We start from the raw sequence: 17,013 nt of genomic DNA on the forward strand, positions 1-17,013 counted from the left end.
GATATATACCAAAGATTACATACGACAAATGCCCCATGGGGCAATACTTCGATCAGACCTATGATTCTCCACGGAAAAACGTATCTTTAGTGGGACAGTGCATACTCGCTGGGCGGGTACAGTGTCTAAAAAACTTACAGTTCTTCTCTGCCGGAGACCGTATTCATCTTGTCGACATCTGGTTTTGGCGGTTTCGTATTGCAGTGCCGGTATTTCGGGGTGATATTTCTTGGTGGCAAACCCGATCGCAGCCTGCAAGCCAGGGCGTGAGATCGTGGAAACCTCCCGCCATATTTCTTTTGCCATCCTCGCCTTCACCGTCTTCGCCGCCGGCACCTTGTTGCTGGAGCACACCGGCTTCTTCGCCGGCGCGTTCCGCACGGAGATCCTGGCAAGGGTCGATGCCGGGGATGTGGTGAGCGTGGGCGAGGCGGTGAAGGCGCGGAATGTCAGTGCGTCGGACAAGGCTTCGGCACGGTAGAGCAGGCGGCAACGCAGCCTGCCCATCACCCCAAATTCAGCTCCTGGAAGAAATCATTGCCCTTGTCGTCGATGACGATGAAGGCGGGGAAGTCTTCGACTTCGATCTTCCAGACTGCTTCCATACCGAGTTCGGGATATTCGAAGACCTCGACCTTGCGGATACAGTCCTGGGCAAGGCGGGCGGCGGGGCCGCCGATCGAGCCGAGATAGAAGCCGCCGTGTTTCTTGCAGGCCTCGCGCACTGCGCGCGAACGGTTGCCCTTGGCAAGCATCACCATCGAGCCACCGAAGGACTGAAATTGGTCGACGTAACTATCCATGCGGCCGGCCGTCGTTGGGCCGAAAGAACCGGAGGCGTAGCCGACCGGCGTCTTGGCGGGACCGGCATAATAGACCGGGTGGTTTTTCAGGTAATCGGGCATGCCTTCGCCCTTTTCCAGCCGTTCGCGGATCTTGGCATGGGCGAGGTCGCGGGCGACGATGATGGTGCCGGTCAAGGACAGGCGTGTCTTGACGGGATGCCTGGAGAGTTCGGCGAGCACCTCGGCCATTGGCCGGTTGAGATCAATGCGTACCGTCGATTCCGACAGTTTCGCCTCGTCGATCTCGGGCAGGTATTTCGACGGATCGGTTTCGAGCTGCTCGACGAAGATGCCGTCGCGGGTGATGCGGCCCTTGGCCTGACGGTCGGCGGAACAGGAGACGCCGAGGCCGATCGGCAACGAGGCGCCGTGGCGGGGCAGGCGGATGACACGCACGTCATGACAGAAATACTTGCCGCCGAACTGGGCGCCGACGCCCATCTGCTGGGTCAGCTTGTGGATTTCCTTCTCCATCTCGACGTCGCGAAAAGCGTGGCCGCTCTCGGAACCTTCGGTCGGCAGTTCATCGAGATAGCGGGTGGAGGCGAGCTTGACGGTTTTGAGGTTCATCTCGGCCGAGGTGCCGCCGATGACGATCGCCAGATGGTAGGGAGGACAGGCTGCCGTCCCTAACGTCAGGATCTTCTCCTTAAGAAAGTCGATCATCCGGTCATGGGTCAGGAGGGAGGGGGTGCCCTGGTAAAGGAAGGTCTTGTTGGCCGAGCCGCCGCCCTTGGCGACGAAGAGGAATTCGTAGGCGTCGGTGCCTTCCTCGTAGATATCGATCTGGGCCGGCAGGTTGTTTTTGGTATTCTTCTCCTCGAACATTTTGACCGGCGCGAGCTGCGAGTAACGCAGGTTCTTTTTCTCGTAGGCGTCCATGACGCCGCGGGCCAGCGCCGCCGTATCCTCGCCCTCGGTCCAGACCCGGCGGCCTTTCTTGCCCATGATGATCGCCGTGCCGGTGTCCTGGCACATGGGCAGCACGCCACCGGCGGCGATATTGGCGTTCTTCAAGAGGTCGTAGGCGACGAAACGGTCATTGTCGGTCGCTTCGGGATCGTCGAGGATCGAGGCGAGCTGTTTCAGGTGACCGGGACGCAGCAGGTGGTTGATGTCGGCAAAGGCGGTTTCGGCCAGCAGGCGGATCCCCTCCGGCTCGACGGTCAGGATCTCCTGGCCCTTGAACGTGTCGACCGAGACATGGTCGCCGCTGAGCTTGCGATAGGGGGTGGCATCCTTGCCGAGGGGAAAGAGATCGTCAGCCATCGAAGTGACCTTTCTGGTAGGGCGTCGCTAGATTGGAACCGGTCTAAATCCGCCGCGGGGCAAAAGCAATCAGGATGCGCCGGAGTCCGGCCGGTTAAGCCATGGTCGCACGTGCTGCACCACGTGCACGGGTGAGGCGGCCGGGGTAATTGCTCGATAAAGACGACCTCAAGTTGCCTACGGTTCGAAGCCAGTCCATATTCCCGGCCGCGTTAACTTGCTGGAGCTTCCGATGACGAATGCAAAGCCAACTGCTAACGACGACCTCTTCATTTTCTTCGAGCATGATTGGATCCGAGGGGATCTGCTCCCCAACGACAGCGATCCCGAGGAGGCGACCCTTTATCTTCGCTTTTTCGACGGCGTGCGCGTCGACGCGAAACACGGGCTCGCACAGGAAACGATCATGCGAGGGACCTATGGAACCTTCACCGTGCGGCCCGATGGCCACTTCGAGTATGAGCTGGATTTTACGCTCGACGTGGTGAAGAACTTGCGGGCGCACGAGCAACTGATCGAAGAGATCCGCTACAAGATCTCCGATGGCGCGGGCGGCACGGACGTTGGGGTTCTGACGCTGGCGATTGATGGCGTCAATGAAGAGGACAAGTATCACGAAGTCCTGGATTTCGACGATCTGGGCGTCACATCCAGAGCAGATGACTTCGCTCTCCCCAACTACCGGGGCTTCGCCCTATCCGTGAACGACAGTCACGAGCTCACGCTTCTGAACGGTATCGATTATGATACTGTTCCAGGCGTCGACGCCATCACCGAAGATGGATTCAGCGATACCGTCCTGTCGCCGGGATCCGCGCCCGTAAGCTTGAAATTGATCGATGGTGGGGAGTTCACCTTTCAGAGTGTTTCAATCGCCGAATTGTCGGCATCGCCGTTTCACCTGACATTGACTGCCCTGAACGACGGGCAGATCATCTATCAGCAGGAGCTTGAGGTCACCGACCCCAATCTCGAGTTTGAAATCGCGGACATCGATGAAATCCGCTTCGATTTCATGGGCAATTCCGTGGTGATGGACAATTTTTCGCTGTTGGTTTGAGGCTTGCTGGGTGCGATGGAGTGCCGACAGGCGAACGGCTTTATCCGCGTCGGTTGGAGTTTCGCGAGACGGCCACCACAATCTCCCTCATTCCTTTGCTCGTCACAGGAATCCAGTGCGCCCAAGTCCTTGGGCGCGAAAGACCCTTTCCCTTCAGGCATTGATTCATTCACGGCGCGGACGCGCCGTGGCTGGATTCCTGTGACAGGCACAGGAATGAGGGAGCAAGTGGCCAGCTCGTCCGCTCCCTCGCTCCGTGGAGGAGAGGGGAGAAGTGGGAGCAGACCACTCAATCTTCCTACTTCGGCCCGATCATCGTTTCCGGGCGGACGATTGCGTCATACTCCTCGGATGTCACCAAGCCGCTGGCGAGGGCCTCTTCCTTCAGCGTCGTGCCGTTCTTGTGCGCTGTTTTGGCGATCTTGGCGGCTGCATCGTAGCCGATCTTCGGGGCAAGCGCCGTGACCAGCATCAGCGAGCGTTCGAGGCCGGCCTTGATATTGTCCTCGCGCGCCTCGATGCCGACGACGCAATTGTCGGTGAAGGAGACGGCGGCGTCGGCGAGCAGTTGCACCGACTGCAGGAAATTATAGGCCATCATCGGATTGTAGACGTTGAGTTCGAAATGGCCCTGGCTGTCGGCGAAGGTGAGAGCGGCATTGTTGCCGAAGATATGGATGCAGACCTGCGTCAGCGCCTCGCACTGGGTCGGATTGACCTTGCCGGGCATGATCGAGGAGCCGGGCTCATTTTCCGGCAGCGCCAGCTCGCCGAGGCCGGCGCGAGGGCCGGAACCGAGCAGGCGGATGTCGTTGGCGATCTTGAAGAGGGCGGCGGCTGCCGCATTGATGGCGCCGTGGGAAAAGACCATGCTGTCATGCGAGGCGAGCGCCTCGAACTTGTTCGGCGCGGTGACGAAAGGCATACCTGTGATGGCGGCGATCTCTTCGGCGACTTTTTCGGCAAAGCCCACCGGCGCGTTGAGGCCGGTGCCGACGGCAGTGCCGCCCTGGGCGAGCTCGCAAAGGCCGGGCAGGGTCATTTCGATGCGCCTGATGGCGGAGCCGACCTGGGCGGCATAACCCGAAAATTCCTGGCCGAGCGTCAGAGGCGTCGCATCCTGTGTGTGGGTGCGGCCGATCTTGATGATGTGGCTGAATTCGGTGACCTTCATGTCGAGGGCGGCATGCAGGTGCTTCAGGGCCGGCAGCAGGTGATGGGCGATCTGCTCGGCGCAGGCGATGTGCATGGCCGTCGGATAGGTGTCGTTCGACGACTGGCTCATATTGACGTGATCGTTCGGATGCACCGGCTTCTTGGAACCCATGACGCCGCCGAGCATTTCTATCGCACGATTGGAGATCACCTCGTTGGCATTCATATTGGACTGTGTGCCTGAACCGGTCTGCCAGACGACCAGCGGAAAGTGGTCGTTCAGCTTGCCGTCGATCACCTCCTGGGCGGCGTCGACGATCGCTTTGCCGAGGGCGGGATCGAGCTGGTCGAGCGACATGTTGACGCGGGCGGCCGCCTGCTTGACGATGCCGAGCGCGCGCACGATCGACAGCGGCTGCTTTTCCCAGCCGATCTTGAAATTGCCGAGCGAACGCTCGGCCTGGGCGCCCCAATATCGGTCGGCGGCGACGTCGATCGGGCCAAAAGTATCGGATTCTGTGCGGGTTTCGGTCATCAGCCTTGCCTTCCCTTTACATGCTGTTTTCAGGCATTTTCGAAAGATGAGGTCTTATAGGTTGGAAAGCCCGACAAGAAAACTGGATGCCGCGCGAAATATTGAAATCGGAAGTCATGTTTGCGCGGGCTTTTTGGCGTGCCTTTTAAGCCACTTTGGAAATTTTATGCGTCCGGGCGTTTTGGCCGGACTGGCCTGGCGGCGAAAATTCGGTAAAAAATTAACTAATAATTTCATAATTTTGTGTGAACTGCTGGGCGGCGCCGTGCAGGATCTCCGTCACACAAAATTGAGTCCGCCGGCGCTGGCGGCGCAGGCCGGTTTCTGATCAATGGGGCCCCTACGCCGCTTGAGTTTCGCGGGATTTGAGCTTGAGCCTTGCGCTCGTGACAAGAACAGCATGACCGGACTGGAAGATATATGACGTTCGTTTTGAAAAGCGCGGCATCCGCATTGGCAATTTCCTGCGGCGTGGCAATGATGAGTGCCGCACCCGCGCATGCTTATACATTGATGGATATGCTGCGCGGCGACAGGCAGCGGACGCAAAGCACCATATTCATGGACCAGATGCCGCCCGGCCGTGTAGGCCAGCGCGGCGGCTCGCTCGGCGGGCTCGATCCGGAAGCGCCGCTGCCGAAGGTGAGCGGTCCGCGTTACTATACCTATAAAACCGAGACGCTGCAGTTCGTCGATACCGGCAGGTTCGCCGATCCGGTCGTCACCGGCGCGGTCGCGGATGTCTCGGGCAGCGGCGATGCCGCCGCCGAACCAGCCGTGCAGCGTCGTTTCCTGGCACAGGCCAAGGTGCGCGCCAATGCCGACGTCGCAAAGGCGCTCGAAGCCTATTACGGCGACAGCCGGAATCCGCTCGTCTGGGTCGAGGGCAACCAGATCAACGACCGTGCCAAGTCGGCGATGCTGGTACTTGCCGATGCGGCCCTCGTTGGCCTCGACCCGGCGGATTACGCCGTCCAGACGCCTGATATCGACCCGGCCAATCCCGATCCGGCCTTCCGCGACCGGGCGCTGACACAGTTCGAGCTCGATCTCTCCGCCAAGGTGCTCGCCTTCGTGCAGGACACGGTGCGCGGCCGCATCGATCCGAACAAGATCTCTGGCTATCACGACTTCCAGCGCAAGGTGGTCAATCTGGCCCCGGTGCTGAAGCTTGCCCGCCTGAGCCCCGATGTTGGCGCCTACATCGCCAGCCGCTCGCCCGATAGTCCGCAATTCCAGGCGCTGAAGGCGGAGCTTGCGAAGCTTCGCGCCGCCGATGGCGGCAACGAGGAGCGAATCGTCGTTTCGCTCGACAGGCTGTTGAGGCCTGGCGACAGCTCGCCGGAGATCGCCAATATCGTCAAGGCGATCGGCAAGCACGGTTCCGAAACGCTGAAGACCGATCATGCGGCAACGCTTGCAGCTTACGCCGGCAGCATCGACTATTCGCCCGACATCGTTTCGCTGGTCGAGGATTTCCAGAAAGAGCGTGGGCTGAAGCCCGATGGCGTCATCGGCCAGGCGACGGTGCGCGCCATGACCGGCGGCGACACCAATGCCTCGAAGATCGACAAGCTCGTCGTCGCCATGGAGCAGGCGCGCTGGCTGCCGGAGGATCTCGGTTCCCGCTACGTCATGATCAACCAGCCGGCCTACATGGTCTACTACCACAATGACGGCAAGGAACAGCTGTCGATGCGCGTGGTGGTCGGCGGCAAGAACAACCAGACCTATTTCTTCGACGACGAAATCGAGACGGTCGAGTTCAACCCTTTCTGGGGCGTGCCGCAGTCGATCATCATCAACGAGATGCTGCCGAAGCTGCGCTCGGATCCGAACTATCTGGACCAGCTCGGTTATGAGGTCGAAGTGAACGGCCACGCCGTCGCCTCTTCGAGCGTCGACTGGTACGGCTCGACCAATAATGTTTCGGTACGCCAGCCGCCAAGCAGCGACAATGCGCTCGGCGAACTGAAGATCCTGTTCCCGAACAGTCACGCGATCTACATGCACGACACGCCGTCGAAAAGCTTCTTCAAGCGCGACATGCGGGCGCTGAGCCACGGTTGCGTGCGTCTTGCCGATCCGCGAGCGATGGCGGCCGCCGTGCTCGGCACGACGGTCGACGACGTCGCCAAGCAGATCGCCAGCGGGCAGAACCATGCGGTCCGCGTGCCGCAGAAGATCCCGGTCTACGTCTCCTACTTCACCGCCTGGCCGAACAAGGACGGCGTGGTGGAATATTTCGACGACGTCTACGGCCGCGACGCTTATGTCGACAAGGCTTTCGACGCGACGACTAAGGCGCGTGGGGCGCAGATCTGACAATCAGCTCTGATGAGTGATGCTGGCGGGCGGTCTTTGGGCCGCCCGTTTTTGTTTTTTGGGGTGTTGCGTGCAAGAAGCAGGAGGAGAGGGCGTGCTGTGTGTGGCCCCTCATCTGCCTGCCGGCATCTTCTCCCCGCTGGGTAGAAGGGACGTTGCCGCGACGCCTCGCTCCTGATCAAGGTAGTGTGCGGTTGCAGCCGTGCCGCTGGTTCCCCTCTTCTCCCCGGTGGGGAGAAGGTGGCCCGAAGGGTCGGAAGGGGGCCGCGATCGCAAAGACATACGGCTGATCGCCAAGCCTCAGACGGCGACCTTCTCCGCATATTCCCGCAACAGCGTTTCCACCAGCTCCGGCGTCAACTCATCGAAATGGGTGATGATAACATCCGGATCGAGGCTCGAAACCGGCACGTCGGAATAACCGAAAGGCACGGCGATCGACGGTATGCCGGCGTTTCTCGCCACCGCGATATCGTTGATGCTGTCGCCGATCATCACGGTGCGGGTGATGTCGCCGCCGGCGCGTTCGATGGTGCCGGTGAGGTGGCGGGCGTCGGGCTTGCGGTATTCGAAGCTGTCGCCGCCGGTGATGGCGTCGAAATATCGAGTAAGCTCGAGCTTGTCGAGCAGGCCGAGCGCCAGGCTCTCCATCTTGTTGGTGCAGACGGCGAGGCGATAACCCTGAGATTTCAGCCGGTCCATCGCGGCGACCAGGCCGGGATAGGGTTCGGTCCGGCCGGGCATGTTGCCGGCATAATGGGCGACGAAACGCTCGACCAGCGGCGGCAAGGCGTCGCTTTCGAGCGGATGGCCGCGCAGCCTGCAGGCGCGCTCGATCATGACGCGCGCGCCCTGGCCGACGAGATGGGTGAGGTCGTCGTAGCTGACCGGTTCGAGGCCAAGGGCCGCGATCGTATGGTTCAGGCTCTCGACCAGATCCACATGGGTATCAAGAAGGGTGCCGTCGAGATCGAAGACGACGAGCGCCGGGCGAGCGGGAACAGGGGTCAAGGGCATGTCTCTTTGAGCGATGGTCGTCTTGAGGAGCGATGGATCGTCCTAGGGAACGATGGGTCGTCCCTGAGGTAGGCGATCGTGCGGCGGAAAGCAACGTCCGGCGATGGCCGGGAAGGCTGCAGGCCTATGTTTCGGCTTTTCATTTTCCGTGATGATTTTGACTTTCGTTTGCCAGGCGAGCCGTGTAAACAGCACATCCAACGCAATATCAGGAGCTGGCGGCGCATGGATGCCCGCGAAATGAAGATCAAGGCCGCCGAGGCCGCACTCGCCCATGTCGAAAGCGGGATGCGTCTCGGGATCGGCACCGGCAGCACGGCGGAAGAATTCGTTCGCCTGCTGGCGGAGAAGGTCGCGGGCGGCTTCAGGGTCGAAGGCGTTCCGACGTCTGAACGAACCGCGCGGCTCTGCGTCGAACTCGGCGTGCCGCTGAAGTCGCTCGACGAGCTGCCGGCACTCGACCTGACGATCGATGGCGCCGACGAGGTCGATCAGGCGCTCAGGCTGATCAAGGGCGGCGGCGGCGCGTTGTTGCGAGAAAAGATCGTCGCGGCCGCCTCCGAGCGAATGATCGTCATTGCCGACGAGAGCAAGCTGGTGGAAACGCTCGGCGCCTTCGCGCTGCCGATCGAGGTCAATCCGTTCGGGCTCGTCTCGACGCGGATCGCAATCGAAAAGGTCGCAGCCCGGCTCGGTCTTTCCGGTGAACTCGATCTGCGCCAATCGGGTGACGGAGAGTTTACCACGGATGGCGGCCATCACATCATCGATGCATCTTTTGGCCGCATTCCTGATGCAGAGGCGCTTTCGAGCGAGCTGAATTCCATACCCGGCGTCGTTGAACACGGGCTCTTTATCAATATGGCGGCACTTGCGATCATTGCCGGTCCTGCGGGTGCGCGCACGCTGCAGGCAAACAGATAACAGGAGCATATACTCATGATGAACATTGCAGGTCTTGGCCGTCTCGCCGCTGCGACCGTCGTTCTTTCCGGGCTTGCCTTCGGCTCCGCCGTCAAGGCGCAGGAAGTCTCCGAGGAGCAGCTGAAGGCGTCTCGTGCGGCGATCGACGCCATCGGCGCCACTGCCCAGTTCGATAACATCCTGCCCGGTCTCGCCGAGCGTCTGAAGGCCGGCCTGATCCAGGATTCGCCGAACTACCAGGACATCATTTCGTCGACGGTCGACGCGCAGGCGCTGGCGCTGGCGCCGCGCCGTGGCGATCTGGAGAAGGAGGCGGCACTCACCTATGCCAAGACCTTCACCGTCGATGAACTGAAGGCGATCGCCGACTTCTATAATTCCGACGTCGGCAAGAAGCTGCTGCGCGACGGCCCGGTCGCCTCGCGCGAAACGGCGAAGGCTGCCGACATCTGGGCGCAGGGCATTTCCCGCGACCTGGAAAAGCAGAGCAACGCCGAGCTTTCCAAGGTCATCAAGGCACCGCCGCCGGCAACCGACAGCCCGACCGCTCCGGCACCGGCTGCCCAGCAGTAAAGGCCTGCCCCTTCAAATTTGCGAAAGCCCGGCATCGTCCGGGCTTTTTTGCTATGATGCGGCAAATGCCGCTGGCGAGGCTTCAGGTGACTGCAGACATGTCCGATCATGACAAGGCCGTCCGAGTGCGGATATCCGGCAAAGTCCAGGGTGTCGGTTTTCGCTATTGGACGCGCGATGAGGCCGTACGGCTCGGTTTGACGGGTTGGGTTCGCAATGAAGAGGACGGGGCTGTCATCGCTGTGATCGCAGGATCCGACAGCGCCATCTCGGCGATGATCGAGCGTTTTGGGCGCGGGCCTTCGGGGGCGTCGGTTTCGGGCGTCGAGACGGAAACTGCCCAGCTTGAGAAAAGCCTGACGGATTTCCGCATTACCCGCTGACAGCAGCACTCGCTAAGCGTATGCAATTGGCGTCGCATATGTGCCGGAGCTCAGTCCCTATGGGTTTGGGTTCTTTGCAAGTTGCCACACACCCTCCTCATCCGGCTCCACGCGCTTGTTGCCTCGGTAGAAGATCGGCAGTCTCGTCTTCTTGTCGATCGAGAAACGGCTCGGCGTGTATTTTTCGTCCTCATGGCCCTGAATGGCGAGGCCGAGCGCTTCCTTGAATTTGCCAGCCTTGCACAGGTTGCTGAAGAGAGTTTGATCCATCTTTTGCTCCGCCATTCTTTTCCATCCCACGGATTGCCTGCCAGCCTCGGCCGACCGGGTCAACCGTAAACGGTGACCGGGTCAACCGTAAACGGTGACTGGTCAACCGGAATGAAGATTCGACGATGGGAACCGGATGACGCACGAGCGGGCTTTTGTTTTCATGATGATCGCCCCTATATCAGGAACATCCTTCCTGCGATTCCCTTCCGGAGCTCCTCATGTCTTCCTACGACTACGACCTCTTCGTCATCGGCGGCGGTTCTGGAGGCGTGCGCGGCGCCCGTGTCGCCGCCTCGCTCGGCAAGAAAGTGGCGATCGCCGAGGAGTATCGCTACGGCGGCACCTGCGTCATCCGCGGCTGCGTGCCGAAGAAGCTCTTCGTTTATGCTTCGCAGTTCCACGAGCATTTCGAGGATGCGGCGGGTTTCGGCTGGACAGTCGGCGAAAGCAGCTTCGACTGGAAGAAGCTGGTGGCGGCCAAGGATGTTGAAATTGCCCGACTTGAAGGTCTCTACAAGAAGGGGCTTGCCGGCGCCAATGCCGAGATCCTGGAAACGCGCGCGGAACTCGTCGATGCCCATACGGTCCGGCTGCTGAAGACCGGACAGACGGTGACCGCAAAGACGATCGTCATCGCCACCGGCGGACGGCCGAACCCGCATGCAGCCCTTCCCGGTCACGAACTCTGCATCTCCTCCAACGAGGCCTTTCATCTCGAAGAGCTGCCGAAATCGATCGTGATATCAGGCGGCGGCTATATCGCCGTCGAGTTCGCCAATATCTTCCATGGCCTCGGCGTCGAGACGACGCTGATCTATCGCGGCGCCGAGATCCTGTCGCGCTTCGACGAGGACCTGAGGCGCGGGCTGCACGAGGCGATGGTCGCCAAGGGCATCCGCATCCTTTGCCACGACACGCTGCAGAAGGTTTCGAAGGGTGAGGACGGGCTCGTTCTGGAGACGCTGAACAACGGCACGCTGCAAGCCGGCGTGGTCATGCTGGCGCTCGGGCGCGATCCGAACACCGAAGGCCTCGGCCTCGAGGCGGCCGGCGTCGCGGTCGACGAGCGCGGCGCCGTTATCGTCGACGAATATTCCCGCACCAATGTCGAAAACATCTACGCGCTCGGTGATGTCACCAACCGGGTACAGCTGACACCGGTGGCGATCCACGAGGCGATGTGTTTCATCGAGACCGAGTACAAGAACAATCCGACCCGACCGGACTACGAGCTGATCCCGACCGCTGTCTTCTCGCAGCCTGAGATCGGCACCGTCGGTCTCTCGGAAGAGGAGGCGGGCAGGCGTTATCCCGCACTCGAGGTTTATCGCGCCCAGTTCCGGCCGTTGAAGGCCACGCTTTCCGGGCGGGCCGAGCGGATGATCATGAAGCTGATCGTCGATGCGGCGAGCCGCAAGGTGGTCGGCGCCCATATCCTCGGCCACGATGCCGGCGAGATGGCGCAGTTGCTCGGCATCACGCTGAAGGCCGGCTGCACCAAGGACGATTTCGACCGGACGATGGCGCTGCACCCGACGGCGGCCGAGGAGCTCGTCACCATGTATGCGCCGAGCTATCGGATCCGCGATGGCAAGCGGATTTGATTTCCGCCTCTGAGCCCACTTAGCTGGTGATACGGGGTGCGCGGATGACCTTGAGGAAGAGTTCCTTCATCGCTTCGGTGATGCCTTGGGTCATCGACACCTCGAAATAGAGGCCGGGCGAGGCGCATTCCTGCATCTTCGTGGGGATCTCGTTCTGGAAGGGCCTGATCCAGTCTTTGTACCAGTTGTTCTTCGGCAGCGGCAGATAGGTGGTGTAGAGCACCGCAACTCTGATTCCCTTATCCTTCAGCGGCTGGCAGAAAGACGTGTCGATCGGCTCCTGGCAGCGTTTGCCGGTGAGTTTCTTCGTGCAGCCCTTCGGCTTTTCGCTGTCGCCGACGCCGTCCGAGACGAAGAACAAGACCTTCTGCGGCGTTGTCGACGTGCTGCCGTCGCCGGGTACGGGGATGATGGTTTTCATCTGGTCCAGCGCGCTGTCGAAGCTCGTCTGCTGGTCGTTGTTGAAGCCCTGTCTCGGAATTGTCATCAGATCGACGGCGTCGGTATAGGTGCGCACCTGATCAAGTTTATCCGTCGGCTCGGATATGGTGGTCAACTTGGCATCCTCGGCCTTGGTGCCGAACGTATAGACGCCCATGCGGAATTGGTTGTCGGAAACACGCGTCGTCTTGGCGGTTTGCGTCAGCTCCTTGGTCGCCTGGCGAACGACGTCGATTCGCATGCTGACGCCGAGCTTCTTGGCGAGTTGGTAATAATTGTTTTTGTTCTCGGTTTCGTGGCAGGCAAAGGCGCAGGTGTCGCTGGTGTTCTTTTCCATGGTCGCGACGTCATCGGCGGTTGCGCCGACGCCCATCGACGGCGTGTTGTCGAGCAGGATATAGAAATCCATGAAGGTGGCGGTCTGGTATTCGGCCGTGGCCGTGCCGGAGATCGTGACGGTGTCCCGGCCGAGGATGCGCATGAAGGTCGTGGGCATGGTGGCGCTGAAGGAGACCAGCGAATTCACCTTGTTGGCGGTCTTGGTGACGTCGATGCCAAGATCCACATGAACGTCGGTCAGCTCGCCGGACATCTGCGACGTAAAAATGCTGCGGGCGTCGTCCTTGCCGAGCGAGATCGTGCCGTCGCCACTCATTTTCATCGCGGCGGCGACGGCGCCGGATTTTTCAGAGATCGCACCGACGGCGGCGGCATCGGCGGCGGCGAAAAGCGCCGTTCTCAGGCTCAACGCGTGGGCGAGATCCACCGCCATGCCGGCCGCGCCGGCAAGCGGCACCATCAGCAGCGCCGTGATAATGCCGAAATTGCCCGAGCGGTCCGATATGAAACCAGGCGGAAGGATCGCCATGCCATGTCCCCGAAGTTGAAACTCTTTCCGTTCTACATTGAAAGTCTAAAATATCGGAAAATCGACATGGTATATGCTGGTTTAACTAGAGAGCGGCGGGTGGCGGCGGCGAGAAGCGAATGGTCTTTGCAAGCCGGGTCTAAAGGTCTATAAGCCGCCGCATATTGAGGGCATCCTGAGGTATGGATGTGAGAACAGGTGAGTGAGATGGCAGACAATTGGACCCCGAGCAGCTGGCGGCAAAAACCGATCCTGCAGGTTCCCGAATATCCCGACGCAGCCGCTTTGGCGGCAACGGAAGCCACGCTCGCCAGCTATCCGCCGCTTGTCTTTGCAGGTGAAGCGCGCCGCCTGAAGAAGCATCTCGCCAATGTCGCCGAAGGCAACGGTTTCCTGCTGCAGGGCGGCGACTGCGCCGAGAGCTTCGCCGAGCACGGCGCCGACAATATCCGCGACTTCTTCCGCGCCTTCCTGCAGATGGCCGTGGTGCTGACCTTCGGCGCGCAGCTGCCGGTCGTCAAGGTCGGCCGCATCGCCGGCCAGTTCGCCAAGCCGCGGTCGTCGAATGTCGAGAAGCAGGGCGACGTGACGCTGCCTGCCTATCGCGGCGACATCATCAACGGTATCGAGTTCACCGAGGAGTCGCGCATTCCGAACCCGGAACGCCAAGCCATGGCCTATCGCCAGTCGGCTGCGACGCTGAACCTATTGCGTGCCTTTGCGATGGGCGGTTATGCCAATCTCGAAAACGTGCATCAGTGGATGCTCGGCTTCGTCAAGGACAGCCCGCAGGGCGAGCGCTACCGCAAGCTTGCCGACCGCATCAGCGAAACCATGGATTTCATGAAGGCGATCGGTATCACCTCGGAAAATCAGCCGGCGCTGCGCGAGACCGATTTCTTCACCAGTCACGAGGCGCTGCTGCTCGGCTACGAGGAAGCGCTGACCCGCGTCGATTCCACCTCGGGCGACTGGTATGCAACGTCGGGCCACATGATCTGGATCGGCGATCGTACGCGCCAGGCCGACCATGCGCATGTCGAATATTGCCGTGGCATCAAGAACCCGATCGGCCTGAAATGCGGCCCGTCGCTGCAGGCCGATGATCTGCTGCAACTGATCGACATCCTAAATCCTGCCAACGAGGCCGGGCGCCTGACGCTGATCTGCCGCTTCGGCCATGAGAAGGTCGCCGACAGCCTGCCGAAGCTCATTCGCGCGGTCGAGCGCGAGGGCCGCAAGGTCGTCTGGTCCTGCGATCCGATGCACGGCAACACGATCACGCTCAACAACTACAAGACCCGTCCCTTCGAGCGGATCCTGTCGGAAGTCGAAAGCTTCTTCCAGATCCACCGCGCCGAAGGCTCGCATCCGGGCGGCATCCATATCGAGATGACCGGCAAGGACGTGACCGAGTGCACCGGCGGCGCCCGCGCGGTCTCCGCAGAAGACCTGCAGGACCGCTACCACACCCATTGCGATCCGCGCCTGAACGCCGACCAGGCGCTCGAGCTCGCCTTCCTGCTTGCCGAGCGCATGAAGGGCGGCCGCGACGAAAAGCGCATGGTCGCCAACGGCTGATCGCAGCCCCAAATGGATGAAGAAAAGCCCGGCGATGCCGGGCTTTTTTATGCTGCGAAGGTGGAACAGGCAGTCAGATGCTGGCCTGGACGCTGTGCAGATTGGCGTAGACGCCGTCTTGCGCCATGAGCTCGTCATGGGTGCCCTGTTCGACGATGCCATCAGCCGTCAGGACCAGGATGCGGTCGGCATGGCGGACGGTCGACAAACGGTGGGCGATGACCAGGGTGGTTCGGCCGTTTGCCAGGCTGAGCAGCGCCTGCTGCACGGCCCGTTCGCTCTCGTTGTCGAGCGCGCTGGTCGCTTCGTCGAAGATCAGGATCTCCGGATTCTTGAGGAAGGCGCGGGCGATGGTGATGCGCTGGCGCTGGCCGCCTGAGAGCTTGACGCCGCGTTGGCCAATATCGGTGTCATAGCCATGGGGCAGGGCGATGATGAAGTCGTGCGCATTGGCGGCGCGCGCGGCCGCTTCCAGCTCCGCATCGCTGGCGTCGGGCCGGCCGTAGCGCAGGTTTTCCGCCACTGTACCGGCAAACAGGTAGACATCCTGCTGCACCACTCCGACATGGCGCCGGAGCGAGGCCAGCGTCACATCGCGGATGTCGATGCCATCGATCCGGATCGCCCCGGCCTCGACATCGTAGAAGCGCGGTATCAGCGCGCAAAGCGTGCTCTTACCGACCCCCGAGGGGCCGACCAGGGCGACGAACTCACCGGGAGCGATGGTGAGCGAGAGCTGCTCGAGCACCCGCGGGCCATCGCCCTCGTAACCGAAGACGACGTTGGAAAAGCTGATCTCGCCCCTTGGTGCCGGCATCGCACGGGCGGCCGGCCGATCGGTGATATCGGGGGCGATCTCCAGGATCTCCATGGCCCTGACGAAGCCGGTGTAACCCTCCTGCCAGAGGCGCACGAAATTCGCCAGCCGCTGCACGGGATCGACCAGCACCGCGACGCAGAGCAGGAAGGTCAGCATATCAGGCACGGTCAGCTCCGCCGCGAGGATGCGCAGGCCGCCGACGATGATCACCAATATGGTGACGAGCTGGGCGAAGGTTTCGGTGCCGACCGAAAACCAGGCTTCGCTGCGGTAGCCCTCGGCGCGGCTTTGCAGGAAGCGTCGGTTCTGCTCGGCGAAGCGTTCCTTCTCCAGCGCCTCGTTGGCAAAGGACTGGACGACGCGGATGCCCGCAAGTGCATCCTCCACCCGCTCGTTGACGGCGGCGATCTGCCGTTTGCTGGCTTCGAGCGCGCGGTTCATGCGCCGGTTGAAATAGAGCGCATAGGCGACCGCCGCCGGAGTGAGCAGCAGGATGAGAGTCGCCAATGGCGGATCGATGAAGAACAGCACCAGCATAGCGCCGCCGTATTTGAGTACGGCGATGGAAAGATCCTCGGGCCCATGATGAAAGAGCTCGCCCAGCCACAGGCTGTCATTGGTGATGCGGCTCATCAGCTGGCCGGTGCGCTGGCGGTCGTAGAAGCTGAACGAGAGCTTCTGGCAATGCTCGAAGAGTTCCTGCCGCACCGTCGCTTCGATGCGCGCGCCCATCACGTGGCCGCGATAATCGACGAAGAAGATGGCGACGATCTGGACCGCCAGAACGACCAACATGACGCCGCCCATCGCAAGGATGTTTGCGAAGGCCTGTGGCGCGTCGGGCAGAGCGAGAAGGCGGCTGGTGACGATGTTGGCGCAGAGCGGCAGGGCGACTGCTGTGCCGGCGACCAGGATGGCGCAAAGCAGATCCGCCAGCAGCAAAGGCAGGTGCGGACGGTAGTAGGAGAGGAATTTGCGCATGCGCGACCAGCGCCGCTCGCGGTCGGCGGCATTCGCATTGTCGCGGAAGAATCTGGGGAAGAGGTTATGGCGTCGCGAGTTTTTCCTCGCGCGGGAGAACCGAATGTTCATGAAGCTGAATGTCCTTGTGGGGGATTTTTCCTTTCTGTTCGGACAGGGTCGCTCTCATGTTAGTCTCCCGGGGGTCGAATGAATTGGACCTTAAGTATTGCCGACAACAGCCGGCGATTCAATGCCGGGATGAGATGAGGTTGGCGGCTGTTGTCGTCGAGCAACAGGTGCTCGAGCCGACCAAGGATGCATAAGGCCGGCAATTTTCAAAATTTCTGATGCTTCCGTTGAGCGGAATGGATTTGACG

At 61.2% G+C, this 17,013-nt stretch carries 15 protein-coding genes; 9 read left to right on the forward strand and 6 right to left on the reverse strand.

Translation table 11 applies throughout. The features are described from left to right. Positions 1–274 precede the first annotated feature (274 nt). Positions 275–481, forward strand: a complete 207-nt coding sequence (locus OLZ32_RS01690; protein ID WP_003540257.1) for a hypothetical protein — start codon at positions 275–277, stop codon at positions 479–481. Positions 482–506: 25 nt separating this feature from the next. Here OLZ32_RS01690 and OLZ32_RS01695 read toward each other — a convergent pair whose 3' ends face one another. Then, positions 507–2,114 (reverse strand): fumarate hydratase, encoded by a 1,608-nt coding sequence (locus OLZ32_RS01695; protein ID WP_017988524.1) that lies wholly within the window; start codon positions 2,112–2,114, stop codon positions 507–509. Between the two features lie 232 nt (positions 2,115–2,346). On the opposite strand from OLZ32_RS01695, the gene OLZ32_RS01700 reads away from it, so the two are divergent. Then, entirely contained in the window at positions 2,347–3,174 is an 828-nt protein-coding gene (locus tag OLZ32_RS01700; protein ID WP_264395382.1) for an Ig-like domain-containing protein, read from the forward strand. A 298-nt stretch (positions 3,175–3,472) separates the two neighbouring features. Here OLZ32_RS01700 and fumC read toward each other — a convergent pair whose 3' ends face one another. Next, complete coding sequence (gene fumC, locus OLZ32_RS01705) at positions 3,473–4,864, reverse strand: class II fumarate hydratase (protein ID WP_003540254.1); 1,392 nt, start codon at positions 4,862–4,864, stop codon at positions 3,473–3,475. Positions 4,865–4,925: 61 nt separating this feature from the next. Here fumC and OLZ32_RS01710 point away from each other — a divergent pair, with 61 nt between their 5' ends. Together OLZ32_RS01710 and OLZ32_RS01715 are read left to right on the forward strand one after the other, a co-directional pair. Further along, positions 4,926–5,192 (forward strand): hypothetical protein, encoded by a 267-nt coding sequence (locus OLZ32_RS01710; protein ID WP_157223158.1) that lies wholly within the window; start codon positions 4,926–4,928, stop codon positions 5,190–5,192. 92 nt (positions 5,193–5,284) lie between these two features. After that, complete coding sequence (locus OLZ32_RS01715) at positions 5,285–7,189, forward strand: L,D-transpeptidase family protein (RefSeq protein WP_017988522.1); 1,905 nt, start codon at positions 5,285–5,287, stop codon at positions 7,187–7,189. Between the two features lie 300 nt (positions 7,190–7,489). Here OLZ32_RS01715 and OLZ32_RS01720 read toward each other — a convergent pair whose 3' ends face one another. Continuing rightward, complete coding sequence (locus OLZ32_RS01720) at positions 7,490–8,206, reverse strand: HAD family hydrolase (protein WP_003540250.1); 717 nt, start codon at positions 8,204–8,206, stop codon at positions 7,490–7,492. Positions 8,207–8,431: 225 nt separating this feature from the next. Here OLZ32_RS01720 and rpiA point away from each other — a divergent pair, with 225 nt between their 5' ends. The 3 genes from rpiA (at position 8,432) to OLZ32_RS01735 (ending at position 10,086) form a co-directional block, all read left to right on the forward strand. Continuing rightward, positions 8,432–9,130, forward strand: a complete 699-nt coding sequence (rpiA, locus tag OLZ32_RS01725; RefSeq protein ID WP_003540249.1) for a ribose-5-phosphate isomerase RpiA — start codon at positions 8,432–8,434, stop codon at positions 9,128–9,130. A 15-nt stretch (positions 9,131–9,145) separates the two neighbouring features. Continuing rightward, positions 9,146–9,703: a DUF2059 domain-containing protein gene (locus tag OLZ32_RS01730; RefSeq protein WP_003540248.1), complete on the forward strand. Its 558-nt coding sequence runs from the start codon at positions 9,146–9,148 to the stop codon at positions 9,701–9,703. Between the two features lie 98 nt (positions 9,704–9,801). Further along, a complete protein-coding gene (locus OLZ32_RS01735) occupies positions 9,802–10,086 on the forward strand; it encodes an acylphosphatase (RefSeq protein ID WP_026159908.1) in 285 nt (94 codons plus the stop codon). A gap of 57 nt (positions 10,087–10,143) precedes the next feature. Here OLZ32_RS01735 and OLZ32_RS01740 read toward each other — a convergent pair whose 3' ends face one another. Then, a complete protein-coding gene (locus OLZ32_RS01740; RefSeq protein ID WP_003540246.1) occupies positions 10,144–10,356 on the reverse strand; it encodes a hypothetical protein in 213 nt (70 codons plus the stop codon). A gap of 221 nt (positions 10,357–10,577) precedes the next feature. Between OLZ32_RS01740 and gor the strand changes: the two genes are divergently transcribed. Next, complete coding sequence (gene gor, locus OLZ32_RS01745) at positions 10,578–11,963, forward strand: glutathione-disulfide reductase (protein WP_003540245.1); 1,386 nt, start codon at positions 10,578–10,580, stop codon at positions 11,961–11,963. A 19-nt stretch (positions 11,964–11,982) separates the two neighbouring features. On the opposite strand, the gene OLZ32_RS01750 is transcribed toward gor, so the two are convergent. Continuing rightward, positions 11,983–13,272 carry a TadE/TadG family type IV pilus assembly protein gene (locus OLZ32_RS01750; protein WP_003540244.1) on the reverse strand — a complete coding sequence of 430 codons (1,290 nt, stop codon included), beginning with the start codon at positions 13,270–13,272 and terminating at the stop codon, positions 11,983–11,985. A gap of 207 nt (positions 13,273–13,479) precedes the next feature. Here OLZ32_RS01750 and OLZ32_RS01755 point away from each other — a divergent pair, with 207 nt between their 5' ends. After that, positions 13,480–14,853 carry a class II 3-deoxy-7-phosphoheptulonate synthase gene (locus OLZ32_RS01755; RefSeq protein ID WP_003540243.1) on the forward strand — a complete coding sequence of 458 codons (1,374 nt, stop codon included), beginning with the start codon at positions 13,480–13,482 and terminating at the stop codon, positions 14,851–14,853. A 73-nt stretch (positions 14,854–14,926) separates the two neighbouring features. Here OLZ32_RS01755 and OLZ32_RS01760 read toward each other — a convergent pair whose 3' ends face one another. Further along, positions 14,927–16,765, reverse strand: coding sequence for an ABC transporter ATP-binding protein (locus tag OLZ32_RS01760; protein ID WP_264395383.1), 1,839 nt, complete (start codon positions 16,763–16,765; stop codon positions 14,927–14,929). Positions 16,766–17,013: the final 248 nt, after the last annotated feature.

Origin of the sequence: Rhizobium acaciae (genome assembly GCF_025941625.1) — a bacterium.
GTDB classification, from domain to species: Bacteria; Pseudomonadota; Alphaproteobacteria; order Rhizobiales; family Rhizobiaceae; genus Rhizobium; species Rhizobium acaciae.

What these genes read in the sequence shown, in the direction of transcription:
- OLZ32_RS01735 (WP_026159908.1), top strand. Translation starts at nt 9,802, where the DNA reads ATGTCCGATCATGACAAGGCCGTCCGAGTGCGGATATCCGGCAAAGTC.
- OLZ32_RS01730 (WP_003540248.1), top strand. Translation starts at nt 9,146, where the DNA reads ATGATGAACATTGCAGGTCTTGGCCGTCTCGCCGCTGCGACCGTCGTT.
- OLZ32_RS01715 (WP_017988522.1), top strand. Translation starts at nt 5,285, where the DNA reads ATGACGTTCGTTTTGAAAAGCGCGGCATCCGCATTGGCAATTTCCTGC.
- OLZ32_RS01720 (WP_003540250.1), bottom strand. Translation starts at nt 8,206, where the DNA reads ATGCCCTTGACCCCTGTTCCCGCTCGCCCGGCGCTCGTCGTCTTCGAT.
- fumC (WP_003540254.1), bottom strand. Translation starts at nt 4,864, where the DNA reads ATGACCGAAACCCGCACAGAATCCGATACTTTTGGCCCGATCGACGTC.
- OLZ32_RS01695 (WP_017988524.1), bottom strand. Translation starts at nt 2,114, where the DNA reads ATGGCTGACGATCTCTTTCCCCTCGGCAAGGATGCCACCCCCTATCGC.
- gor (WP_003540245.1), top strand. Translation starts at nt 10,578, where the DNA reads ATGTCTTCCTACGACTACGACCTCTTCGTCATCGGCGGCGGTTCTGGA.
- OLZ32_RS01760 (WP_264395383.1), bottom strand. Translation starts at nt 16,765, where the DNA reads ATGAACATTCGGTTCTCCCGCGCGAGGAAAAACTCGCGACGCCATAAC.
- OLZ32_RS01755 (WP_003540243.1), top strand. Translation starts at nt 13,480, where the DNA reads ATGGCAGACAATTGGACCCCGAGCAGCTGGCGGCAAAAACCGATCCTG.
- OLZ32_RS01740 (WP_003540246.1), bottom strand. Translation starts at nt 10,356, where the DNA reads ATGGATCAAACTCTCTTCAGCAACCTGTGCAAGGCTGGCAAATTCAAG.
- OLZ32_RS01750 (WP_003540244.1), bottom strand. Translation starts at nt 13,272, where the DNA reads ATGGCGATCCTTCCGCCTGGTTTCATATCGGACCGCTCGGGCAATTTC.
- rpiA (WP_003540249.1), top strand. Translation starts at nt 8,432, where the DNA reads ATGGATGCCCGCGAAATGAAGATCAAGGCCGCCGAGGCCGCACTCGCC.
- OLZ32_RS01700 (WP_264395382.1), top strand. Translation starts at nt 2,347, where the DNA reads ATGACGAATGCAAAGCCAACTGCTAACGACGACCTCTTCATTTTCTTC.